The sequence below is a fragment of the Rhizobium sp. P32RR-XVIII genome (assembly GCF_012641395.1).
In the GTDB taxonomy this organism is placed as follows: Bacteria; Pseudomonadota; Alphaproteobacteria; order Rhizobiales; family Rhizobiaceae; genus Rhizobium.
In genome coordinates this window covers 402,461-426,533 of record NZ_JABAIH010000001.1, presented here as the reverse complement: position 1 = coordinate 426,533, position 24,073 = coordinate 402,461, and the positions used below count along the sequence as shown (strand labels likewise).

Below are 24,073 nucleotides of genomic sequence, written 5' to 3'. Positions count from 1 at the left end.
GAGAGCGGCTGGTCAGCCGGCAAGCGCTTCGGCGGGATTTTGCGGCAGTGACTGCAGCAATGTCTGCCGGGCAGAACGCAAATGCAGGCGGCACGAGAAGTCGATCGCCGCCTGATCGCGCGATTCCAGCGCCGCAATATAGTCGAGGTGCTCGTGAATGGCGCGTTCATTGCGCTGGCGGGCGAATGCCTTGTTCCACTGGTAGTGATAGTGGAAGATAATGGCGATCGCGTCGTAGAAATCGGCGATGAAGCGGTTCTTGGAGGCGCGGTGGATCAGGAGGTGGAACCGCTCATCAAGGACTGAGAATTCTTTGTAGCGCGCGTCCAAATCGTTCAGGATCGCTCGATGCTCTGCCTTGATCTCGGCCAGCGCAGACCAGGCTTCGCTTTCGGGCGGCAGCCTGCCGAACTCCGCGGCTGAGTGCAACTCGAACATTTCGCGGACGTCGGCGAGCTCGAGCGCGAACTCACGGGTGAAGCCCTTCAGTATCCAGTGGCTGTTCGGACGCTTTTCGATGAGGCCGAAGCGCGAGAAGCGAATGAGGAATTCGCGGACGCTGGTCGTTCCGGTACCGATCTCGCGGGCGAGCTCCAACTCGTTGATCTGCATGCCCGGTGCCGCATCGTCCGCCAAGATCCGCTGCATGAAGCTGCGCTCGATGATGTCATGCAATGAATCCGTCTCTTCGGGCGGAAAAAAGTCTTTCTCGGTGGGGACACGAAGGACGATCTTCTGGCGCTTGTTCCACCGGATGATGCCCTCGGCATTCAGGCGGGTCAGGATCGCGCGGGCCGTACTGCGGCTGATGCCGAGTTGTGCGGCGATTTCCGGTTCTGATGGAAGGGCCGTATCCGGGCGCAGCGCAGAGGCGTACCTGTTGTAAGCCTCCTTGAAGACGGTATTCTGCCTTGCCATGCATCCTGCTCTTTCTCCCTTCGCGGCTTTCAAGGCTTCGCGAAATCGCAAGTCTGGCGCGCACCGGAAGGTTATCTATCGCGACCCTTTATCGTATTTCGCGGCCGGCTGTGGCTGTTTGTCTCCCTTGCCCACAGGAACGATATTCCCCGTTGACTCCAAAATGTTTATTGTAGATAAAAAACAAAATCAATGCGCATTTCGCCAATGCAGCGAGCGCTTCTTCAGGGAGAAGACAAGTGGACAAACTGCCTTGGCTCGTCCTGTCGGCCGGAGACAACGTGGCTGTCGCAACGGCTGCGATCGACCCCGGCACGACGGTCGCGGGCATTCAAACACGCCAGAAAATCGACCCCGGTCACAAGGTCGCCATTGCGGACATTCCCACCGGCGTGCCGGTGGTGAAATATGGCCAAGCGATCGGCCGCACGACGGCCGACGTGAAAGCGGGCGACCATGTCCATAGCCATAATCTGCATTTCGAGAACGACCGCCTGGCGGCGACGGCGAATTCGGCGCCTGAGCCGGCTACGGCGGAAGATAAGGCGCGAACGTTCATGGGCTACAGGCGCGCCGACGGGCGGGCCGCGACCCGCAATTATGTCGGCATCATCGCCAGCGTAAACTGTTCCACCACCGTCTGCCGTGCGATTGCAGAAGCGGCCAATCGCACGATCCTGCCGAACTATGAAGGCATCGACGGCTTCGTGCCGATCGTCCACGACCAGGGTTGCGGCATGAGCTCGACGGGCGACGGCATGGCGGTTCTTCACCGCACGCTTGCCGGCTATACGCGCCATGTCAATTTCGGCGGTGTGCTGATGATCGGCCTCGGCTGCGAGGTGAACCAATTGACGCTCTACGGCCAGAGCGGCGCCGGCAATTCCAAGCGGCACTTCAACATCCAGGACGCCGGCGGCTCGCGACGCGCGGTCGAGCGCGCCATGGGCATGCTCAAGGAAATTGCCGCCGACGTCGGCCGCGAGCGGCGCGTTCCGATCGCTGTCAGCGAGATTATCATCGGTCTCCAATGCGGTGGTTCCGATGGCTTTTCGGGCATCACGGCCAATCCGGCGCTCGGCGTTGCCGCCGATCTTCTGGCCGCTGCCGGCGGCACGGCGATCCTCTCCGAAACCTCAGAGATCTACGGTGCCGAGCATCTGCTGCGCAGCCGCGCGATCAACGAAGACGTGGCGAGAAAGCTCGACGAAAAGATTGCCTGGTGGGAGAAGTATGTCGGACTGCATGGCGCCTCGCTCGACAACAACCCTTCGCCCGGCAACAAGCGCGGTGGACTGACGACCATTCTCGAGAAGTCGCTCGGCGCCGTCGCCAAGGGTGGCCGGTCGCCGCTGACGGCGGTCTACGGCTATGCCGAGCGCGTTACCGCCCCTGGCCTCGTTTTCATGGATACGCCTGGATACGACCCGGTTTCCGCGACGGGACAGGTCGCTGGCGGCGCAAACATGATCGCGTTCACGACCGGGCGTGGCAGCTGTTTCGGCTGTCGCCCCGCCCCTTCGATCAAGCTCTCCAGCAACTCTGCGCTCTATGCCTCGATGGAAGAGGACATGGATATCGATTGCGGCACGATCGCTACCGGCGATGCAACGATCAGCGGCAAGGGCCGGGAAATTTTTGACCTCATCATCGATACCGCCTCGGGGAAGAAGACGAAGAGTGAGGAATTTGGCTACGGCGACAACGAATTCGTGCCGTGGCATCTTGGAGCGACACTTTAAAACAGAAAGCACTTTTCACGGGAGGTATGATGAAGACGAGGAGAATCGGCACGACCGACCTCGAGGTCACCGAAATCAGCTTCGGTGCTGCGGCTCTGGGTGGCCTATACCGCGCCTGCCCGCGCGATCAGGCGATGGAAACGCTCGAGGCCGCGTGGGCGAGCGGCATCCGCTATTTCGACGTGGCACCCTGGTATGGCCTTGGTCTCGGCGAGCGCACCGTCGGCGACTTCCTGAGAGCGAAGCCCGAGAATGAATACGTGCTTTCGACCAAGGTCGGCAGACTCCTGCGGCCAGTGCCGACAGGTGCGGTGCCGGACTATGGCTATGTCGATCCGCTCTCCTTCGATGCCGATTATGACTATTCCTACGATGGCATCATGCGATCCGTCGATTTCAGCTATGCGCGTCTGGGCCTCAACCGCATAGACATCCTCTATGTCCACGACATCGGTGGTTATACGCACGGCGCCGCGAAGAATGCCGTCTACCTGAAGCAACTGCTCGACTCCGGCATTCGGGCGCTCGACGAGCTGAAATCATCGGGTAGGATCAAGGCCTTCGGGCTCGGCGTAAACGAAGTGCCGGTTTGCGTCGATGTCATGCGCAACGCCGATATCGACGTCATCCTGATGGCTGGGCGCTATACCTTGCTGGACCGTTCCGCGGTAGCCGAGCTATTGCCGCTCTGCCGCAGGAAGGGCACCTCCCTTGTCGTGGGCGGCGTCTTCAACTCAGGCATCCTCGCAACCGGTGCCGTGGAAGGCTCGCATTTCGACTATATGCCCGCGACACCGGACGTGCTCGCCAAGGTCAGAGCAATGGAAGAAATCGCCAAGCGTCACGGCGTTCCGCTTGCCGCTCCAGCCCTGCAGTTTCCACTCCGCGACCCAGTTGTCTCATCGGTACTGATCGGAACGGCGAAGGCTTCCAGCCTCGACCGCAACATGCAGCTCTTTGAGCCGCGACTGCCGGACAGCATCTTCCCCGAATTCGAAAGCCAGACTCTCGTCGCGAAGCCCTTGGGCACCGACGCAGTCCGCGTATAGGAACCGCTCATGCTCAAGGGTATCCACCCCGTCCTCAGCCCGGATCTTCTGCTGGCAATCGCCAGGATGGGTCATGGCGACGAGATCGTCATTGCCGACGCCAATTTTCCCTCAAGCACCATGGGGCCGGAAATGATCCGCGCTGACGGCGTTTCGGCAACGGAAATGGCCGAGGCCATCCTCACCCACTTCCCGCTCGACACCTTCGTGCCGGAAAGCGCGTGGCGCATGGAGGTTGTCGGCGATGCCGGCGCGGTACCTGATGTTTGCGCCGAGTTCCAGGAAATCGTCAATCGCCGCGCCGGCGATTTCAAGATCGCGTCGCTTGAGCGCTTTGCATTTTACGAGCGTTCCAGGAAGGCCGCCTACATCGTCGCGACAACCGAGTTTCGGTTATACGGCAACCTCATTCTGAAGAAGGGCGTCGTGCTTCCGCACGAGGTGTTCAGAGGCTGATTTGCCAACGTGCCGATCCGAAATGGAATAAACGTTCCGCGTTGACAATATCACGGAACTTCTATTTCATGCGCTTACTGTGAGCTGTCTTCGTCGGTGAGGGAGGATATCCGAGGAGAGAAACCGGCGCAGGCTGTTGCATGGACTCGACGCCATGTCAGTGACCGGATGAGCCCAGCCTGAAGTAGAGCCTAGAGGCGCCCGGCGCACTTGCAATTCCGGTTAGCCTCGGCTAGCTTCAAAATGTTTTTTATCGATAAAAATCTCTCGTTGGCGTTCGCGAGAGGTTTCCTGGAGGAGAACGCACCTGAGAGGAGAACCCACATGCGCATGAAATCCATTCTGTCGCGTCGAGCCTTCACGGCTCTCGCGGGCGCTGCCGTCATCGCAACTGCAATGCCGATTCCATCCTTCGCCGCCGACGTGACGATCCCGATCATCGTCAAGGACACGACATCCTTCTACTGGCAGATCGTTCTGGCCGGCGCCCGCAAGGCCGGCAAGGATCTTGGCGTCAATGTTCCGGAACTCGGCGCGCAGTCGGAAGCAGACATCAACGGCCAGATCAGCATTCTTGAGAACGCCGTCGCCGGTAAACCCGCAGCGGTCGTGATTTCGCCGACGGAATTCAAGGCTCTCGGTAAGCCGATCGACGAAGCCGCCAAGTCGGTTCCGATCATCGGTATCGACTCTGCCGCCGATTCCAAGGCGTTCAAGTCGTTCCTGACGACCGACAACGTTCAGGGCGGCCGTATCGCTGCCGATGGTCTGGCTACGGCCATCAAGGAAATGACGGGCAAGGAAGAAGGCGAAGTGGTGATCCTCACCAATCTTCCGGGTGTCGGCTCGCTCGAGCAGCGCCGCGAAGGCTTCCTGGATCAAGTGAAGACCAAGTATCCTGGCCTGAAGGTCATTGCCGACAAATACGGCGACGGTCAGGCAACGACCGGTCTCAACATGATGACGGACCTGATTACCGCCAACCCGAACCTCATCGGGGTCTTTGCCTCGAACCTGATCCTGGCACAGGGCGTCGGCCAGGCGATTGCGGAAAACAAGCTCGGCGACAAGATCAAGGTCATCGCCTTTGACAGCGACGACAAGACGGTCGGCTTCCTCAAGGACGGCTCGCTGGCGGGTCTCGTCGTGCAGGACCCCTATCGCATGGGCTATGACGGCATAAAGACCGCGCTTGCCGTTTCGAAGGGCGAGAAGGTCGAAGAAAAGGTCGATACCGGCGCGAATCTCGTCACCAAGGCGAACATGAGCGATCCGAAGATCGATGCGCTGATCAATCCGAAGGTCAAGTAATCCAAATGGTGAGGGCCGCGCCGGCGAAATCCGGCGCGGCCCTCACTCAAGCTGTGTTATGGTCCGTGAGGAATGCACATCCGGCCGGGTGGAGACGGCGGGAACGTGCGCCATGGGAGGAGAAATCCATGAGCCTGGAAGAGGTCAGTCATCGTCATGATGACAGCGTCAAGAAGACGGAGGCAAACCGCATTCCGGCAGGCTCCCCGATCCTGGAACTCAAGGGACTGCAGAAGAATTACGGCTACGTCCAGGCGCTGAAGCCCGCGACAATGACCTTTCTAGCCGGCGAAATTCACGCGATCGTCGGCGAAAATGGTGCAGGCAAGTCGACGCTTATCAAGCTGCTGACCGGCGTGATCACCAGGACCTCAGGCGAGATCCTCTGGTGCGGCCACCCGGTCGCCCTGGCGACGCCAAACGAAGCGATTGCGCGGGGCATCAATGCCGTCCACCAGGAGGTCGTGCTCTGCCCGCACCTGACTGTCGCGGCCAATCTCTTTCTCGGCGACGAAGTCAACCAATACGGCCTCATGCGCAAGAAGCAGATGGAGAGGATGGCTCAGGCTGTCCTCGACGACCTCGGTTTCGGCCTGCCGGCCGCCGTGCTGCTCAGCGATCTGACGATCGGGCAGCAACAGCTTGTCGCCACGGCGCGCGCGGCCATGCGTGGCACCCAGTTTCTGATCTTCGACGAGCCGACGGCTTATCTCACGCGCCAGGAGTCGGCGCAGCTCTTCAAACTCATCCGCCGCCTGCAGGGCGAAGGTGTCACGATCGTCTACATCAGCCATCGCATGGAGGAAGTGTTCGAGCTTGCGGACCGCGTCTCGGTGCTGCGTGATGGCACCCATGTCGGCACGCGCAATATCAGCGAGACGAGCGAGGCGGAACTGATCGCGCTGATGATCAACCGCTCGATCGAGCAGATCTATCATAAGGAAGTCATCCCGATCGGCGACACGATCCTCGATGTTCGCGGGCTTTCCGGTCCCGGTTTCGAGGATGTATCGCTCTCGGTCAAGGCTGGCCAAATCGTCGGCCTTTACGGATTGATCGGCGCCGGGCGCAGCGAGTTCGCACTCGGTCTCTATGGCCGGGAGAAAACGACGACCGGTGAGATCCACTGGATGGGCAAGAAGGTCGACATCAAGGACGAACGCACGGCCATGGAGCTCGGGATCGCGCTCGCGCCAGAGAGCCGCCGCGACCAGGGGCTCTGCCTCAACCTGCCGATCGGGCTCAATATCAACCTGCCGGTCTTCAAAAAGCTGAGCAAAGGTCCGGTGATAAGCCACAGCGAAGAATCGCAGAACGCCGACAGGCAGATCCGCGATCTGTCGATCAAGACGCCGAGCCGCCGCGTCCTGGTGTCCAGCATGTCAGGCGGAAACCAGCAAAAGGTGGTCATCGGCAAGTGGCTCAGCTACGGCGCACGCCTGTTCATTTTCGACGAGCCGACGGTCGGGGTCGACGTCGGCACCAAGGCGGAGATCTACCGGCTGTTTGCCAAGCTGCTGAAGGAGGGCGCGGGCATCATCCTGATCTCGTCCTATCTGCCGGAAGTCTACGAGCTCGCTGACCGGCTGCACGTATTCCGTCGCGGACAGCTGGTCGCAAGCCACGACTACCAGGCGGCGACGCACGAAGAAGTGCTCAGCGAAGCGATCGGCGTCTGAATAAAAGAATGGGAGGGAGAGAACCATGACTGTAACACCTGCAGAAGTCGTCGCGCCGCCGTCGCGCGGAAAGGTGAGCTTCCTGTTCGGGCTCACTCTGATAGGGCTCCTGCTCTTCCTCTGGATCGTGCTCGGTTTCGTCACTGCCAGCTTCTGGACGCCGCTCAATATCTCGAACCTGCTGCGGCAGGGCGCGATGACGGCAATTCTAGCGCTTGGCCAAACCTTCGTGATCATCACCGCCGGCATTGACCTGTCGGTCGGCGCCATCGTCGGGTTCTGCACCGTCGTCATCGCCTGGCTGCTGCAGGCAGGTGTGCCGGTCTGGGCGTCGATCCTGATAACGCTGCTAATCGGCGTCGGGATCGGGGCGTTCCATGGCTTCGGCATCGTCAAAATGGGGTTGCCACCCTTCATCATCACGCTCGCGACGTTGACGTCGCTGCGCGGCATCGGCCTGCTGATCACCAATGGGTCGACGATCAACATCGTCAATGAGCCCTTTACGAACTTCGCGCGCGCCGACTTCCTCGGCGTTCCGAGCCTGTTCTGGATGGTCGTGCTTGTCGCCGTTCCGTCCTACATCTTCCTTCATCTGAGCCGCTGGGGCCGCTATCTCTTTGCGGTTGGCTCCAACCGCGAGGCGGCGCGCCTTTCTGGCGTGCGGGTGAACGGCATCATCTACCTGGCCTATATTCTCTCGGCGACCTTTGCCGCCTTCGTCGGCGTCCTGCTTGCCTCGCGCATCGCGATCGGCAACGCCACCCAGGCCGACGGATGGGAACTGCAAGCGATTGCCTCTTCCGTCATCGGCGGCACCAGCCTGTTCGGCGCGATCGGCACCGTGCACGGGCCGCTGATCGGCGCCTTCATTCTGGCCACGATCAATAACGGCGCGAACCTGCTTAACGTTAACTCTTTCTGGCAGCGTATCATCACCGGCCTGCTGATCATCGTGATCGTCTATTTCGATCAGCTGCGCCGCCGCCGGTCTCCGTAAGACACAGACATCGCGAAGCCGGTCCGCAACCGGCTTCCTCATGTTCAGAATGCGAGATCCGTCATGAAAGCAGTGCTTTGCCACAGACCAGGAGTGCTTGACATCGTCGAGCGCCCCTCTCCCGGCATCCCCGCTCCCGGCTGGGTTCGGCTTGCCGTCAGCCATGTCGGCATTTGCGGCACCGACTATCATATCTTCGAAGGCAAGCACCCCTTCCTCGAATATCCGCGCGTCATGGGCCATGAGATCTCGGCAACCGTGCTGGAAGGTGGCGACGGGGTCGCAATCCCCGCCGGAACGCCTGTGATCGTCAACCCGTATCTTTCCTGCGGAAGCTGCGTTGCCTGCCTTAAGGACAAGCCGAACTGCTGCACGAATATCAAGGTGCTCGGCGTCCACACCGATGGAGCATTCTGCGAAGAGATCACCGTTCCGGCCGGCAATCTCTATCCGGCGAAGGGGCTGGGCCTCGAAGCAGCCGCGACCGTTGAGTTCCTTGCCATCGGCGCGCATGCCGTGCGTCGTTCCATGGCGCCAGCGGGCTCACGCGCGCTCGTCATCGGCGCGGGACCGATCGGACTCGGCGCTGCGATCTTTTCGCGGATTGCCGGCTATGACGTGACGTTGCTCGACACCAGCCCCGAACGGCTGCAGATGGCGGCCGAAGTTCTGGGTTTCACATCCGGGATTGTCGCGAACAATAACACGATAGGCGCGGTGAAAACGAAGACGAATGGCGACGGCTTCGACGTGGTCTTCGATGCGACAGGGTTCGGCCCTTCGATGGAGCAGGCCTTCAACTTCGTGGCTCACGGCGGCGCGCTGGTTCTGGTCAGCGTCGTGAAGGACGATATCCGCTTCTCCGATCCCGAATTCCACAAGCGCGAAATGATGGTGATTGGCAGCCGCAATGCGACGCGCGCCGATTTCGAGCATGTGGCGGATTCGATCGCAAAGGGTCTGGTGCCGGTCGACAAGCTGATCACTCACCGCACGACGCTGGCCGATGCGCCGCGCGATCTCGCCCGCTGGGCGCATGAAAAAACCGGCCTGATCAAGGCTGTCATCAAGGTTGCGGCGTAGAGACCTCAGATAGCGTCGATGACGGCGCGCATCTGCCGCACGATGGCGGCATCCGTCTGGTTCGACCTCGGCGCTTCGAAGCCGAACGCGACGGCGCGCGGGTCTTGGCTCGCGACCGGCGAACTGCATGAGCCGTGAATTTCGCGGGCGCCGGTAGCGCGCAGAATTTCGGTGGCATTCGATGGACGCACGCCGCTTCCCGGCATGATCGAGATCCGCCCCTCCGCCTTGGCCGAAAGCCGCTTCAATGTCTCCAGGCCATCCACCGCCTTCGGCGTGCAGCCCGAGGTGAGAATGCGCTCGCAGCCGAGTTCGATCGCCTGCTCCAGTGCGGCATCAGCATCCGGAACCAGATCGAAGGCGCGGTGTAGTGTGGAACCAAGACCAGCGGCATGGGCCTTGAGGCGGCGGATGAGCGGCATATCGAGCGTGCCATCGGGATGGTTGGCGCCGATGACCACACCTTCGAGACCGAAGGCATGGACGGCGTCGATATCTGCTATCATCGCAGCTTCATCCGCCGCATCGAAGATGAAGGGACCGGCATGGGGGCGGATCATCGCGTAAACCGGGATCGGCGCAGCGGCAGCGGCTTTCATGAGGCCTGCAACCGGCGTCAAGCCGCCGAGTTCGAGTGCCGAGCAAAGTTCGATTCGGTCCGCACCGCCCTTAATCGCGGCGGCAAGACCCTTTGGGCTATCCACGCAGACTTCCAGCAAAACCGGCATCTTCGAATCTCCTTCATCCCGCCGCCATCTTCTTTAAGCGACGGAAACGGCTTTCGCGACAGGTGTCGAAACGATTTTGCGCACCGCCTCGGCGATCATCGCACAGGCATCCGCCGACGCCTTCCGGTGGTTGAAGGCAATATGATAGGTGATCGGAATATGGTCTGCGAGTTCGACGATGCGCACACGGTCGGCGATCGGCATCGCGCTGACCCGTCCGAGAAATGAGACGTAACCGTGGTTAGCGACGAGATCCACGATGACCGGCAATGAATCGGCAGCCGTAATATCCCGGTTGCGAAAGCGCCGGCTTGCGGCTCGCCCGCTGCGCAGCGCCGCTGCGGCCTCGCCCAGGCCGGTTCTCTCGCTGGGCGTACATATGGGGTGCTCGGCCACCAGATCGGCAACGGTCAGCGCAGTGCTTTCCAGCGGCGCGATTGCGACCAGATCCGTGCGCAGGAGTTCCCGATGACCGAAGCTCTCCAATTCGAAGACGGAATCCAAAATCGCCACGTCGATGCGGCCCGACTTCAGGGCCTCACGCAAGTCGTCTGCGGTCATGGAGATGAGGGAAATGGCGTTCTTGTTGCGCCCGGTATTCCAATCGGCCACCAGAGCGCCCAGGCAGCGCGCCACCCAGCTTTCTGCGCCCGTCGGAATGATCGATCCGATACGCAGCGAATGCGCAGCACGCCGATAGCGCTCGTCAGCCGCCGACTTGAGATCGTTCCAGGCCTGGCTGATCGCCGAGAAGATGGCGTAAGCCCGCCTCCCCTCTTCGGTTAGCGTAGAGCCTTGCGCCTGACGTTGAAGGAGCGGATATCCGACGAACCTCTCAAGATTGGCGATCTGCAGCGAAAGCTGCGGCTGGCCAAGCCTAAGACGCCGTGCAGCCCGATTGATGCTGCCCTGATCCGCCACTTCCAGAAAGCGCTCGATTGTCACGATCTTGATAGGGATTCGTGACGCCCAGTTCTCGAAGGGTTCGGCTGGCCCGCACATCAATTCGCGGAGTTGCTCGACGGCGAGCATGATCGGTTGCAGTCCGTCGCGCACCTTGCCGCTCGCAATCAGCTTGACCAGTTCCCCCGAACTGCGTTCGGTGAGTTTGATTGCAAGTTCGCTTTCAAGATTGCTGACTGCTGCCGAGACCGTGGAAGCCGCGAGCGAAAAACGCCGCGCGGTCATTCGCACCGAACCCGAGGCGAGGACGTGGCTGGCAACAAAAATGGCGCCGAGATGCAATGCATTCTCCGGAAGTGACTGAAAAGGCAGACGATATGCTGTGTTCGCAAAAAAAGATATCCCTGCTCACGGACCAGCGGGCTATCGTCGCCGTCAAGTACAACTGCCGGGCGGAACAACGAAAAAGAGCACCGGCAGGTCGTGGAAACACGCTAGGGAACAAAAACAAATCGCGGCGACCCGGCAAAAGGAAATGCAATTCCACGCGCGGCTCTGCTTTCACGGCCATAATCGCGCCGCGACTGCAGATACTGGAGAGGGTTGCATCGATTTTTCGAGCGTGCACACTATTTCCATGATGCTCGAACGTCCGGCGTGATCGCGGCTTTGCGCTTTCGCCGGCGGCTTTTATGCGCGAAGGTTCCCGCCCGGACCCTCGCGACGGGTTAATTGGTGTTAACAAAGGGACACGCCATGCTCAAGAAACTCGCGCTCGCCGTATCACTTTCCGCTTTTGCGGCGGGTGCGGCCCATGCTGCCGATGTCGTCGTTTCGTCGAAGATCGACACGGAAGGCACGCTGCTCGGCAATGTTATCGTACTTGCACTGGAAGCCAACGGCATCAAGACACAGGACCGGATCGCGCTTGGCGCAACACCGGTCGTGCGCAAGGCGATCACGGCCGGCGAAATCGACATCTATCCGGAATATACCGGCAATGCCGGCTTCTTCTTCAACAAGCCGGATGATGCCGCCTGGAAAAACCTCGAGCAAGGCTACGAACTGGCAAAGAAGCTCGATTACGACGCCAACAAGATCGTCTGGCTGGCACCCTCGCCTGCCAACAATACCTGGGCGCTCGGCATCCGCAACGACGTCGCCGGCCCGAACAAACTCAAGACCATGTCGGAGTTCGGCAAGTGGGTCGCCGGCGGCGGAGATGTCAAGCTCGCAGCGTCCGCCGAATTCGTGAACTCCGCCGGTGCGCTCCCCGCATTCCAAAAGACCTACGGGTTCCAACTGAAGCCTGACCAGATGGTCGTTCTTTCCGGCGGCGACACTGCCGCAACGATCAAGGCCGCAGCCGACCAGACCAACAGCGTCAACACGGCCATGGTTTACGGCACCGACGGTGCGATCGAAGCTGCCGAGCTCACCGTCCTCGAAGACGACCAGAGCGTGCAGCAGGTCTATGCGCCGACGCCCATCGTCCGTGAGACCGTGTTGAAGGCAAACCCGAAGATCGAGGAAATCCTTGCTCCGATCTTCAAGAGCCTGACGGCGGACGAACTGCGCAAGCTGAACGCCAAGATCCAGGTCGATGGCGAACCGGCGAAATCCGTCGCGGAAGGCTATCTGAAGGAAAAAGGCTTCCTGAAGTAATTTGCCAATGCTCCGCCCTCGTTGCAGGGCGGAGCGCTTTCCAGGCAGGGATGGATCGATGGAAGAAACCTTAGCGGTCCGCAAACTGGATCGGCTTGGCGTAGTTCTAGTAACTGCCGGCGTCGTTGGCACAGCGCTTTTGCCCTTCATCTATGTGAAGGCCAACCGCATCGCCTCCGGCAAACCGTTGCTGCTCACGCAGCTTCTCGACCACCCCTCCGTTGTTATCCTCACCATTCTGCTTGTTGCCACGGCATCTGCCACCCTCTTCGTACGAAACGCGACGCTTCGGCTTGCGATCGCAACACTCGCTCTGGCCGCATTGATCGCGGCGATCGGCTTGATCGCCACGGCCTTCACGCCGCCTAACAGCAATGCGGCGCGCATGACGCCGGGCGGCGGGTTCTGGGTCCTGTTTGCGGTTGTCGGCCTCATCATTTCCGACGCACTCATCAAAATCCGGCTGACACCATGGATGCGTGTGGCAGCGTTGATCGCGTACACGGCACTGCTTGCTGCCTTTCTTTACTCCGGTCTGCTGGACAGCCTGTCGATCATGAAAGAGTTCGCAACGCGCTCGGCGCAATTCTGGTCCGAGGCCGTCGCCCATCTGCTGCTTGCCTTGGGATCGCTCGCTATTGCCATCGTGATCGGCCTGCCGCTTGGCATCGTCTGCTTCTGGGTGCCCAAGCTTCGCGCCGTCGTGCTGCAAGGGCTCAGCCTCATCCAGACCATTCCAAGCCTTGCGCTCTTCGGCATCCTGATGCTGCCGCTCGGCTATCTCGCGACGCATGTGCCGCTTGCAGCCGATCTCGGCATCCGCGGCATCGGGACGGCGCCTGCGCTGATCGCCCTCGTGCTCTATTCGCTGCTGCCGATCGTCGCCAATACCGTCGTCGGTCTCGAGGGCGTTGATCCTTCCGTCCGTGACGCGGCGGCCGGCATGGGGCTGACACGCCGCCAGATCCTGACGGGCATCGATATGCCGCTTGCCTTTCCGGTCATTCTCACCGGCATCCGCATCGTGCTGGTGCAGGCGATCGGCCTGGTGACCATCGCGGCGCTGATCGGCGGCGGCGGTTTCGGCATCTTCATCTTCCAGGGGCTCGGCCAGACAGCCATGGACCTCGTGATGTTAGGCGCCGTGCCCACCGTCTTTTTCGCCTTTTCATCGGCCGTCATCCTCGATGCGGTCATCGACAGCATCCGGGAACCCACCGCATGACCATGATCGAGATCAGAAACGTCACCAAGCGCTACGGTGCCGCAGCCGTTGTCGACAATGTCTCGATGAGCGTTGAGAAGGGTTCGATTACGGTGATTGTCGGCACCTCCGGTTCGGGAAAATCGACGCTGATGCGGATGATCAACCGTCTGGTGCCGATTACCGAGGGGCAAATCTTCGTTGCTGAACAGAACGTCATGGACGTGCCGGCGACGGAGCTTCGCCGCAAGATCGGTTATGCGATCCAGGGCCATGGTCTCTTTCCGCATCGGACAGTAGCGCAGAACATCGCCACGGTCCCTGAACTTCTGGGCTGGGAGGCGGGCCGCGTCGCCAAGCGCGTCGACCACTTGCTCGGGCTGTTCAACCTGGACCCTGCGACATTTGCCGGCAAGTATCCGCATCAGCTTTCCGGCGGCCAGCAGCAGCGCGTCGGCGTTGCCCGCGCGCTTGCCGCGGAGCCCGAACTCTTGCTGATGGATGAGCCCTTCGGCGCGCTCGATCCAGTCATCCGCGGCAAGGCGCAGGATGATCTTCTGGCGATCCAGAAGCAATTCGGCACCACCATCATTCTCGTGACCCACGACATGGACGAGGCTTTCCACCTCGGTGACCAGATCGCGGTCATGAGCAACGGCAGGCTGTTGCAATGCTCGACGCCGGAAAAGATCCTCACCGAACCGGCCGACCCCTTCGTGCAGCAGCTGACGGGCACTTCCGACAAGGCCTTGAAGCTGATGTCGCTGCTGCCGCTCAAGGAAAGCATGGCGCCCGCCAAGACCGGCCTGCCCTATGCGCTGCCGCAGTCACTCAGCCTCAGAGACGCGCTGGCGGAAATGATCTGGCAGGGGGTCGACGAAGCAGCGGTGCAGGACGCCGACAAAGCTCCGGTCGGCTCGATCTCCATGACGCGGCTCCTCGAACTGGGCCGCAAGGCATGAAGCTTGTCGTTGCCAATCTCTTCCGCGTGGCCGCGCTCACGCTGCTTCTCACCCTGCTCTTCAGGACGGAGTGGCTGTCCTTCATGCTGGTCCCGCTGACAAGCAACAACGCGCCGCCGATCTATACCCAAAACAGCCTGCCCTCGCTTGCCTTCGGTCATCTGGAGCTTGTGGTGACCTCAATCGTCGGCAGCGCCGTTCTGGCGGTTCTCGCCGGCGTTTTCGTCACGCGGAAAAGCGGCGAGGATTTCCTGCCGCTGTCGCGTGCGATTGCCAATGCCGGACAAACCTTCCCGCCGGTCGCCGTGCTGGCGCTTGCCGTTCCCGCAACGGGTTTCGGCGCCGCGCCAACGCTGATCGCTCTCTTTCTCTACGGCCTGTTGCCGATCTTCGAGAATACCGTATCCGGACTTCGGCAGGTTTCAGCGTCCGTACTCGATGCCGCCGACGGCATGGGGATGAACGCCACGCAACGGCTCTTCCGGGTCGAGCTGCCGCTGGCGCTGCCGCTCATCCTAGAGGGCCTCAAGGTCGCAACCGTCATCAATATCGGCACCGCGACGATCGGCTCCACGGTTGCGGCAAAGGGGCTCGGCGAAGTCATTATCGCCGGGCTGATCTCCGACAATACCGCCTTCATCTTGCAGGGCGGCCTCATCGTTGGCCTGATGGCCGTGCTGATTTATGACGCAATGGGTCTGGTCGAAAGCGCGATCACGCGCAGAATTGGCTTGCACCCCGCCTGATCCGGCGGCTACCAAGGCTGCCGTGATACGGCAATGGGAGGCAGCCTTGGCAAAGATGATCCACTCCATGATTCGCGTTGTCGACGAGGCGCGATCGGTTAATTTCTATAACAGGGTCTTCGGGCTGACGGTTGCCGACCGGGTCGATTTCGAAACCTTCACGCTGATTTACATGAGCAATGCCGAGACCGGCTTTGAGCTCGAGCTGACGGTCAACAAGGGCCGAACCGTGCCCTACAATCTCGGCGACGGCTATGGCCATCTCGCTGTCTCGGTGGATGAAGTTGCGGTCGAACACGAGCGGCTAACCAAGGCGGGCCTCAACCCCGGCAATCTTGTCGAACTCAATCGCGACGGCAAGCTCTTCGGCCTGTTCTTCTTCATTACGGATCCCGACGGTTACAAGATCGAAATCCTGCAGCGCCACGGCCGTTTTCAATAGGTTTCAATAGGCAAGAGCATTTGCAAATGATTGAGAAGGCTGAGCTTCACACCGGCTGGACACTCTCCTGCAACGATACAGCTCGCCCCGGATTGCCCGAGACCATTCCCGCAAGCGTTCCCGGGTGTGTTCATACCGATCTGCTTGCCGCCCGTCTCATCCCCGACCCCTATCTCGACGTCAACGAGATCACCAATGATTGGATCGGCCGGTGCGAATGGGTTTATCGCCTGAGTTTCGAAGCCAAGCCCGATCATGGCGAGGTTCACGAACTCGTCTTCGACGGGCTCGATACCATCGCGACCGTTCGCCTGAATGGTGAGGAGATCGGCCGGACGTTCAATCAACATCGCACCTATCGCTTTGACGTTTCCGAACGGCTGAAGGATGGCTCCAACGAGCTCACCGTCATCTTCCATTCCGCCTATGCCTATGGCGCCGAGATGGAGAAGCAATACGACTACCGGCCGAACAACTATCCCGGCCCTGGCAACCTGATGCGCAAGATGGCCTGCAACTTCGGCTGGGACTGGGGACCAACGCTGGTGACGGCGGGTATCTGGAAGCCGGTGCGGCTGGAGAGTTGGGACCAGGCCCGGCTTGCTGAAACACGGGTGTGGGCAACACTCGAGGGTAGCGACGGACTGGTAAAAGTCCGTGCAACGCTGAAGCGGCATGGCGCATCAGGCGCCTGCAAGATCGTGGCCGGAATCGCGGGACAATCTCAAACGGTCGAGATCGCAGAAGATGCCAATGAAATTAGCTTCGACATTCGGGTGCCTTCGCCGCGGCTCTGGTGGCCGCATCACCTCGGCGCTCAGCCGCTCTATCCCCTGACGATCGAGTTGCGGGACAGCCTAAGCAATGACCTGCTCGATAATTATTCGAAGGAAATCGGCTTCCGCTCCGTTCGGCTCGACACTGCACCGGACGAGCATGGCTCCGCATTTACCTTCATCGTCAATGACGTGCCGCTTTTCATCTGCGGCGCGAACTGGATTCCAGACGATTGCTTTCCGTCCCGCGTGACCTCCGAGCACTACGTCTCGCGCATCGACGAGGCGAAGGCCGCGAACATCAACATGCTCCGGGTCTGGGGCGGCGGCATCTTCGAGCGCGATGAATTCTACGAGGCCTGCGACCGCGCCGGCATGCTCGTCTGGCAAGACTTTCTCTTCGCCTGTGCTTCGTACCCGGAAGAGGAACCGTTGCGCAACGAGGTCGAAGCAGAGGTTCGCGACAACGTCGTGCGGTTGATGCCGCATGCCTCGCTGATCGTCTGGAACGGCAACAACGAGAACATCTGGGGCTTCGATGAATGGGGCTGGCGGCCGATCATCAAGGAGGGCGTCAGCTGGGGGCTCGGCTACTATCTGGAAGTCCTGCCGAAGCTCTGTGCCGAACTTGATCCCGACCGTCCCTATTATCCCGGAAGTCCGTATTCGGGCAGCATGGACATCGAGCCGAACGACGACCGGCATGGCTGCAAGCATATTTGGGATGTCTGGAACGATGTCGGCTACGAAGTCTAGCCCCTGACACCGCAATCGCACGGTGTCTTCCACCATCAGAAGGCGACACAGGGCAACGAGAAACTCATCCGCGGCCTTTCCGGGCATCTGCCGGTGCCACAGACCATGGACGATTGGCATTTCGCGACGCAGCTCAACCAGGCGCGCGCCATTCGCTTCGCCATCGAGCACATGCGTTCGCACCGGGCGATCTGCAAGGGCGCCGTCGTCTGGCAGTTCAATGACTGCTGGCCGGTGACGTCGTGGGCAGCGCTCGATTCTGCCGGGCGGCGCAAGCCGCTGTGGTATGCCCTGCAGCAGGCCTTCGATCCGCGCCTGCTGACGATCCAGCCGCGGGGCGAAAAGCTTGCGGCCGTTGCCGTCAACGAGCGCACGCTCTTCTGGCGGTCGAAGATCAGTGGAAAGCGCATGCGGCTGGACGGCACGGTGCTGGCCGAATTCGAGTTCTGGCGCCTGCTCTGCGACCGGTTCGAAGCCAAGGAATTCGAGCTGGCGGATGACATCGCGACACCGAAGAATGCCGAGGACGAGGTGATCGTTGTGCAGATGCTCGACAAGCGCGCGTTCCATTATTTCGTCGAGGACGTGGATCTCAAACTGCCGAAGCCCGAGATCAAGGTCGAGGTTAAGCCGGTGTCGGGCGGTGCGGAGGTCATCGTCACGGCCGAAAGTTTCCTGAAGGACCTCTGCCTGTTGGCGGACAGGCTCAATCCCTCGGCCGTCGTCGACAGCATGCTGATAACCCTGCTTCCTGGCGAAAGCCATGTCTTCCGGATCCAGACGGAGCGGGTCATTGCTGCCACAGATATCGTGCCTGGCGTTGTCCTGCGCTGCGCAAACGATCTGTTAGCCTGAAACGCCAAAAGGCCCCACCAGCGGCGGGGCCCTTTCCGGCTCGTCCTCGCGAACGACGCTACATCCAGTAGGGTGGCACACCGTAATAATCATAAACACGGCGGCCATTGTCGTTGTACCAGCTGTCGTCATCGTCCGCATAGCTTGGCGCACCTTCGATCTCTTCCTTGGTGAGATCGATACGGTAGCCGTCAAGTTGGGTGTCGTAGGTCAGTTTTTCCCAAGGCAGCGGATAATAGTCATTGCCGATACCCAGGAAGCCGCCGAAACTCAGCACGGCGTACGCCACGCGGCCATCCTGCTTTCCGATGATCAGGCGCTCGATCGAGCCAATGTGCTTGCCATCGGCGCCATAAACGCGAGTACCTTCAACGCGGTCGCTTGCAATCAGCGACGGAGTATCCCTGACATTGGGGTCGCGGCGGCTGACATTGCTGTCCTCGTTAAGCATCTATGCAGCTCCTCTTCGTTGCATTCCTCGCTGTGATAACGCCCCTTCAGACCCAAAGTTCCGGTTTTCATCGCCAACATACAGCGCCTTTATTGACGTTTACGTCAAAGTCAGTGTAGTTCCAATCTGAGCTTGATCCACTCAGGCAATGGCATAAGCTGACGATCGGAAGATGGAGGATCGTCCGGTCGGCAGCAACAGACCGGGATCCGTGGACGGTCAGGGGAGAGAGACACGATGAGCAACAGTTCCGTCCATCCGAGTGGCGCTCTGCCAAAAAAGCCTTGGCTTGCCACATATCCGGCGATCGTTCCCGCCGAGCTGCCGCCGCTAGAACATGAGTCGCTGGCGGAACTGCTGGAAAAATCCTGCAGGGACTACGCCAACCGCATCGCTTTCTCCAGCATGGGCAAAACGCTCACCTACCGCGAGCTGGAGCGGCAGACGCGCAAGGTTGCCGCTTGGCTGCAAAGCATCGGGCTTCAAAAGGGTGATCGAGTCGCCGTGATGATGCCGAACGTGCTGCAGAACCCTATCGCGGTTTATGGCATATTGCGCGCTGGCCTTGTCGTCGTGAACGTCAACCCGCTCTATACGCCGCGCGAGCTGGAGCATCAGCTGCGCGATTCGGGCGCCAAGGCGCTGTTCGTGTTGGAAAACTTCGCCCGTACTGTCGAGCAGGTGCTTGCAAAGACCGATGTGCGCCACGTCGTCGTGACCACTCTCGGCGAGATGCTCGGCGCAAAGGGGGTGCTCGTCAACTTCGTCGTTCGCAAGGTGAAGAAGCTCGTCCCGTCGTGGTCGATCCCGCAGCACAAGACATTCAAGCAGATCCTTAGCGAAGGCGCAGGCAGGACGCTGCAGCCAGCAGCCATCAAGGCCAGCGATATCGCCTTCCTTCAATATACCGGCGGCACCACCGGGGTCGCCAAGGGCGCGGTGCTGACGCATCAGAACCTTCTTGCCAACAAGCTGCAGCTGCAGCTTTGGCTGAGATCCGCCTTCGAGCTCAAGAAGCAGCCCGAAGTTCTGAACTTCATGTGCGCCCTGCCGCTCTATCACATCTTCGCGCTGACGGTGAATTCGCTGATGGGCATGTCGCTCGGCGCACACAATATCCTGGTCGCCAACCCGCGCGATATCCGCGGCTTCGTCAAGGAATTCGGCAAGTCGAACGTGCATATCTTCCCCGGTCTCAACACGCTCTTCAACGCGCTGATGAACAATGCCGATTTTGCCAAGCTCGACTTTTCCTCGTTGATCATGTCGCTCGGCGGCGGAATGGCGGTGCAGCGCCCGGTCGCCGAACGCTGGCTGAAGATGACGGGCTCGCACATCACCGAAGGCTACGGCCTCTCCGAGACCTCGCCGGTTGCGACCGCCAACCGCTTCGATTCCGCGGAATTCACAGGCTCGATCGGCCTGCCGATCCCGTCCACGGAGATCGACATTCGCGACGAGGACGGCAATTCCCTGCCACTCGGCGAGATCGGCGAAATCTGCATCCGAGGCCCGCAGGTGATGGCGGGCTATTGGCAGAAGCCGGAGGAGACCGCGAAGGTGATGACACCGGATGGCTTTTTCCGCAGCGGCGACATGGGCTTCATGGATGAGCGCGGCTACACCAAGATCGTCGACCGCAAGAAGGATATGATCCTGGTTTCCGGCTTCAACGTCTATCCGAACGAGGTCGAGGAAGTCGCTGCCATGCATCCGGGCATCGTTGAGGCCGCCGCCGTCGGCGTGCCGGACGGCCATTCCGGCGAGGCGGTTAAACTCTTCGTGGTCAAGAAGGACCCGGCGCTGACCGAAGCGGACGTGAGAGCCCATTGCGCTGCCAACCTCACGAACTACAAGCGTCCTCGCTTCATCGAGTTCCGCGCCGAACTGCCAAAATCGCCGGTCGGCAAGATTCTCCGAAAGGACCTGCGCGGCTGATTTTGACAGCCGCATGAAATTTGAAGCCATCCGCCTCGCGTGGGTGGCTTTTTTGCATTGCGGCGGTCGCCGAACTTGATTTGCGCCCTACAAAGCGAATAGTTTTCGCGACCCTCACGCCCTGCAAAGGAGCTTCCCATGAAAGCCATTGTCGAACAATTGAAGAGCACCGCGGCCGCCACCAAGGCAACCGATCTTCGCGCCGCCTTTGCCGCCGACCCCGAGCGTTTCTCGCGCTTCACCGCCTCGCTCGACGACCTTCTGATGGACTATTCGAAGACCGCCGTGAACGATGAAATCCTGGCGCTTCTCGTCAAGCTCGCAGAAGAAGGCGGTGTCGAGAAGAAGCGCGAAGAGATGTTCTCCGGCAAGGCCATCAACTTCACCGAAAACCGCGCCGTCCTGCACACCGCGCTGCGCAACCGCTCCAATACGCCAGTATTGGTGGACGGCAAGGATGTGATGCCCGAGGTGAACGCCGTACTGGCCGCCATGGGCAAGTTCGCCGATGGCATCCGCTCTGGCGCGCTGAAGGGCGCGACCGGCAAGAAGATCACCGACGTCGTCAATATCGGCATCGGCGGCTCCGACCTCGGCCCCGTGATGGCGACGCTGGCGCTCGCCCCCTTCCATGACGGTCCGCGCGCACATTTCGTTTCCAACATCGATGGCGCACACATCGCGGATACCCTGAAGCTCGTGCAGCCGGAAACGACGCTTTTCATCATCGCATCGAAGACCTTCACGACCGTCGAGACGATGACGAACGCACAGACGGCGCGCAATTTCATCGCCAAAGCACTCGGCGAAGCGGCCGTACAGCATCATTTCGCGGCCGTATCGACGGCGCTCGACAAGGTCGCCGCCTTCGGTATCGAAAGCGAACGCGTTTTCGGCTTCTGGGATTGGGTCGGCGGCCGCTATTCCATCTGGTCGGCGATCGGCCTGCCGCTCATGATCGCGATCGGGCCGGAAAACTTCGGCAAGTTCCTCGACGGCGCCCATGCGGTCGACAATCATTTCCGTAAGGCACCGGTTGCCGAAAACCTGCCGATACTGCTCGGCCTGATCGGCTTCTACCACCGCAACGTGCTCGGTTATCCGACCCGCGCGATCCTGCCCTACGACCAGCGCCTGTCGCGCTTCCCAGCCTACCTGCAGCAGCTCGACATGGAATCGAACGGCAAAGGCGTCACGATCGACGGTACGCCGGTCGAGGGCAATTCCGGCCCGGTCGTCTGGGGCGAGCCGGGCACGAACGGCCAGCATGCCTTCTACCAGCTCATCCACCAGGGCACGAGCATCATCCCGGCGGAATTCATGATTGCCGCCAATGCCTTCGAGCCGGAGCTGCGCCACCAGCATCAGCTTCTGATGGCAAACGTGCTTGCCCAGTCCGAAGCGCTGATGAAGGGCCGCACCTTCGAGGAGGCCAAGAAGCAGCTGACCGACAAGGGCATGGACGACAAGAAGGCCGACTTCATCGCGCCGCACCGGGTCTTCACCGGCAATCGTCCCTCGATCACCTTCGTCTACGACAAGCTGACGCCTTATGCGCTCGGCCGCCTGATCGCGCTTTACGAGCACCGCGTTTTTGTCGAGGGCGTCCTCTTCCGCATCAACTCCTTCGACCAGTGGGGCGTCGAACTCGGCAAGGAACTGGCGACCGGTCTTCTGCCGGTGATCGAAGGCAAGGAAAGCGCCGCGGGCCACGATTCCTCGACGCAGGGCCTCGTTGCTGCGCTAGCCAAGCTCGCGAAGTAAGACGGCGGAGATCCAACGACACTCCCGCGACACACGCCGCGGGAGCACTTCATTTGATGAAACAGCAAGCATGACAACTCCGATCTATCAGCTCCGGCCATCTGTTGAGACCGACTACGACGCGATTGCCGAGGTCTGGCATGGCAGTGCCAGCTTGCCGGATGTCGGGCCTCCCGTTATGCCGACCTTGAACGAGCTTCGGGAGCGCGTTGATCTCGCATTTGCTGCGGGTTGGGAAGTAACGCTTGCGGCCCGCGAACGTGATGTCATTGGGTTTGTCGCGATCAAACCGCGCGAAGCCATCCTCGATCAATTGTTTGTTCGGCCCGGATATCTCGGTTGTGGCATCGGGCAAGCGCTGCTTGGCCACGCCATGGCAAAAATGCCGGAGGGTTTCACGCTGTTCACGGCATCGAGGAACACGAGAGCGCGGGCATTTTATGAAAAGGCGGGCCTAATTTTTCTCCGCGACGCTCCACATCCACGGACAGGACATCCAGTTACCTATTATGGCTGGACCGGCCGCTGATGACCATCCGCAGCGAAAAGTCTTTGGTCTGACGGGCTTTTCCGTCAATGCCCATCGGGCGGGACGTCGTCTTTGGGAACATTCGCGACCAGGTTCTTCCGATGGAAAATGAAAAGGCCGGCGAGGACAATCACGGCGGATCCCACCAGGATTTGGCTATCCGGCAAATCGCCGAAGAAGAGATAGCCCAGGAGGATCGCCCAAAGCAGCAAGCTGTATTGCAGCGGCGCCAGCAGTGAAGCCGGGGCGAGCTTGAGCGATCGGGTGATCATCATATGCGCGCTGCCGGCAACGATGCCGAGCGCCAGCATAGCCACAAAATCGAGGGCGGAAACAGCGCGCCAATTCCCGATGCTGAGGAGCAGGCCGGTGACGAGGGCGGCGACAGTCTGCCAGGTTACGAGCGTGACATCGCTCGTCTGACGCAAGCGGCGGCTAAGGACGAGCGTCAGCGCGAAGGACAGGCTGCCGACAACACCGAAGACTGAGGGCCAGGACAACATCGCCGACGAGGGGCGCAGCGCAATGACAACCCCGACGAAGCCAAGGATGACAGCGAGCCAGCGGCGCCAGCCGATCGTCTCGCCCAGAAAGAAATGCGAAAGAGCCGCCACATAGATGGGACCGGCCATATAAAATGTCATGACATCGGCAAGCGGGAGATAGGCAACCGCGGCATAGAAGAATGCGACATCCGCAGTCGTCAGCACCACGCGAAGGACGTGCAGTGGAGGACGCTCCACGCGAACGAGCGCGGCGGTTCCCTGCCCGACGATCATCGGCCCCAAAATGACAAACGAGCCGAGCGAGCGCACCACCAAAACCTGGCCGACGGAGAAGCTCGCAACCAGCCACTTGCCCATCGCGTCATTCAGCGAGAACAGGAAGTCGCCGAGGAGCATCAGGAGGACCCCGGCGAGCACCGCATTGCCGGCGGCGCCGGTCGCGCGAACGTTCACGATGTTTCCTCCCAATCAGGCCATTTCGGTCGGCCTTTACCCGCTTTTGACAATATTGCAAGGCGGACGGCTTCCAACGTCCCGAATGCGCCGGGGATCGACCGGGTGACGACGCATTCGCCGTCATCCAGCGCTCCGGATCGTTGCCAGTCAATGG

20 protein-coding genes and 1 pseudogene are annotated in these 24,073 nt (G+C 60.6%); 16 read left to right on the top strand and 5 right to left on the bottom strand.

The genetic code is table 11. The features are described 5' to 3' along the window. Positions 1–12 precede the first annotated feature (12 nt). Complete coding sequence (locus tag HGP14_RS02155) at positions 13–918, bottom strand: GntR family transcriptional regulator (RefSeq protein WP_168828201.1); 906 nt, start codon at positions 916–918, stop codon at positions 13–15. Positions 919–1,157: 239 nt separating this feature from the next. Between HGP14_RS02155 and HGP14_RS02150 the strand changes: the two genes are divergently transcribed. The 7 genes from HGP14_RS02150 (at position 1,158) to HGP14_RS02120 (ending at position 9,238) form a co-directional block, all read left to right on the top strand. Then, positions 1,158–2,660 carry a UxaA family hydrolase gene (locus HGP14_RS02150; RefSeq protein WP_168828200.1) on the top strand — a complete coding sequence of 501 codons (1,503 nt, stop codon included), beginning with the start codon at positions 1,158–1,160 and terminating at the stop codon, positions 2,658–2,660. A gap of 29 nt (positions 2,661–2,689) precedes the next feature. Then, the gene (locus HGP14_RS02145; RefSeq protein ID WP_168828199.1) at positions 2,690–3,709 is read left to right on the top strand and encodes an aldo/keto reductase; all 1,020 of its coding nucleotides are present in this window, start codon (positions 2,690–2,692) and stop codon (positions 3,707–3,709) included. Positions 3,710–3,718: 9 nt separating this feature from the next. Beyond that, the gene (locus HGP14_RS02140) at positions 3,719–4,165 is read left to right on the top strand and encodes an RbsD/FucU family protein (protein ID WP_168828198.1); all 447 of its coding nucleotides are present in this window, start codon (positions 3,719–3,721) and stop codon (positions 4,163–4,165) included. Positions 4,166–4,489: 324 nt separating this feature from the next. Further along, positions 4,490–5,476: an ABC transporter substrate-binding protein gene (locus tag HGP14_RS02135; RefSeq protein ID WP_168828197.1), complete on the top strand. Its 987-nt coding sequence runs from the start codon at positions 4,490–4,492 to the stop codon at positions 5,474–5,476. 128 nt (positions 5,477–5,604) lie between these two features. Next, the gene (locus HGP14_RS02130; protein ID WP_168828196.1) at positions 5,605–7,155 is read left to right on the top strand and encodes a sugar ABC transporter ATP-binding protein; all 1,551 of its coding nucleotides are present in this window, start codon (positions 5,605–5,607) and stop codon (positions 7,153–7,155) included. Positions 7,156–7,180: 25 nt separating this feature from the next. Next, positions 7,181–8,155 (top strand): ABC transporter permease, encoded by a 975-nt coding sequence (locus tag HGP14_RS02125; protein ID WP_168828195.1) that lies wholly within the window; start codon positions 7,181–7,183, stop codon positions 8,153–8,155. Positions 8,156–8,218: 63 nt separating this feature from the next. Then, positions 8,219–9,238 carry a zinc-binding alcohol dehydrogenase family protein gene (locus HGP14_RS02120; RefSeq protein ID WP_168828194.1) on the top strand — a complete coding sequence of 340 codons (1,020 nt, stop codon included), beginning with the start codon at positions 8,219–8,221 and terminating at the stop codon, positions 9,236–9,238. Positions 9,239–9,243: 5 nt separating this feature from the next. On the opposite strand, the gene HGP14_RS02115 is transcribed toward HGP14_RS02120, so the two are convergent. Next, positions 9,244–9,966, bottom strand: a complete 723-nt coding sequence (locus HGP14_RS02115; protein ID WP_168828193.1) for a copper homeostasis protein CutC — start codon at positions 9,964–9,966, stop codon at positions 9,244–9,246. Between the two features lie 33 nt (positions 9,967–9,999). Further along, positions 10,000–11,211, bottom strand: a complete 1,212-nt coding sequence (locus HGP14_RS02110; RefSeq protein ID WP_168828192.1) for a LysR family transcriptional regulator — start codon at positions 11,209–11,211, stop codon at positions 10,000–10,002. Positions 11,212–11,625: 414 nt separating this feature from the next. Here HGP14_RS02110 and HGP14_RS02105 point away from each other — a divergent pair, with 414 nt between their 5' ends. The 6 genes and pseudogenes from HGP14_RS02105 to HGP14_RS02080 all read left to right on the top strand — a co-directional run bounded on the left by HGP14_RS02105 (position 11,626) and on the right by HGP14_RS02080 (position 18,275). Further along, complete coding sequence (locus HGP14_RS02105; protein ID WP_168828191.1) at positions 11,626–12,534, top strand: ABC transporter substrate-binding protein; 909 nt, start codon at positions 11,626–11,628, stop codon at positions 12,532–12,534. Between the two features lie 58 nt (positions 12,535–12,592). Next, complete coding sequence (locus HGP14_RS02100) at positions 12,593–13,759, top strand: ABC transporter permease (protein ID WP_168828190.1); 1,167 nt, start codon at positions 12,593–12,595, stop codon at positions 13,757–13,759. After that, entirely contained in the window at positions 13,756–14,700 is a 945-nt protein-coding gene (locus tag HGP14_RS02095; RefSeq protein ID WP_168828189.1) for an ABC transporter ATP-binding protein, read from the top strand. Before HGP14_RS02100 ends, HGP14_RS02095 begins: the two co-directional genes overlap by 4 nt. Next, complete coding sequence (locus tag HGP14_RS02090) at positions 14,697–15,446, top strand: ABC transporter permease (protein ID WP_168828188.1); 750 nt, start codon at positions 14,697–14,699, stop codon at positions 15,444–15,446. The genes HGP14_RS02095 and HGP14_RS02090 overlap by 4 nt, the downstream gene beginning before the upstream one ends. A 46-nt stretch (positions 15,447–15,492) precedes the next feature. Further along, the gene (locus tag HGP14_RS02085) at positions 15,493–15,888 is read left to right on the top strand and encodes a VOC family protein (protein ID WP_168828187.1); all 396 of its coding nucleotides are present in this window, start codon (positions 15,493–15,495) and stop codon (positions 15,886–15,888) included. 26 nt (positions 15,889–15,914) lie between these two features. Next, positions 15,915–18,275: pseudogene (locus HGP14_RS02080) on the top strand (glycoside hydrolase family 2 protein). A gap of 58 nt (positions 18,276–18,333) precedes the next feature. Here HGP14_RS02080 and HGP14_RS02075 read toward each other — a convergent pair. Continuing rightward, entirely contained in the window at positions 18,334–18,726 is a 393-nt protein-coding gene (locus tag HGP14_RS02075) for a PRC-barrel domain-containing protein (protein ID WP_168828186.1), read from the bottom strand. A gap of 237 nt (positions 18,727–18,963) precedes the next feature. On the opposite strand from HGP14_RS02075, the gene HGP14_RS02070 reads away from it, so the two are divergent. The 3 genes from HGP14_RS02070 to HGP14_RS02060 all read left to right on the top strand — a co-directional run bounded on the left by HGP14_RS02070 (position 18,964) and on the right by HGP14_RS02060 (position 22,957). Beyond that, entirely contained in the window at positions 18,964–20,664 is a 1,701-nt protein-coding gene (locus tag HGP14_RS02070) for a long-chain fatty acid--CoA ligase (protein WP_168828185.1), read from the top strand. A 138-nt stretch (positions 20,665–20,802) separates the two neighbouring features. Then, the gene (gene pgi / locus HGP14_RS02065; RefSeq protein ID WP_168828184.1) at positions 20,803–22,428 is read left to right on the top strand and encodes a glucose-6-phosphate isomerase; all 1,626 of its coding nucleotides are present in this window, start codon (positions 20,803–20,805) and stop codon (positions 22,426–22,428) included. Positions 22,429–22,498: 70 nt separating this feature from the next. Then, positions 22,499–22,957 (top strand): GNAT family N-acetyltransferase, encoded by a 459-nt coding sequence (locus HGP14_RS02060; RefSeq protein WP_168828183.1) that lies wholly within the window; start codon positions 22,499–22,501, stop codon positions 22,955–22,957. A 44-nt stretch (positions 22,958–23,001) separates the two neighbouring features. On the opposite strand, the gene HGP14_RS02055 is transcribed toward HGP14_RS02060, so the two are convergent. Beyond that, entirely contained in the window at positions 23,002–23,916 is a 915-nt protein-coding gene (locus tag HGP14_RS02055) for a DMT family transporter (protein WP_312862086.1), read from the bottom strand. Between the last annotated feature and the right edge of the window lie 157 nt (positions 23,917–24,073).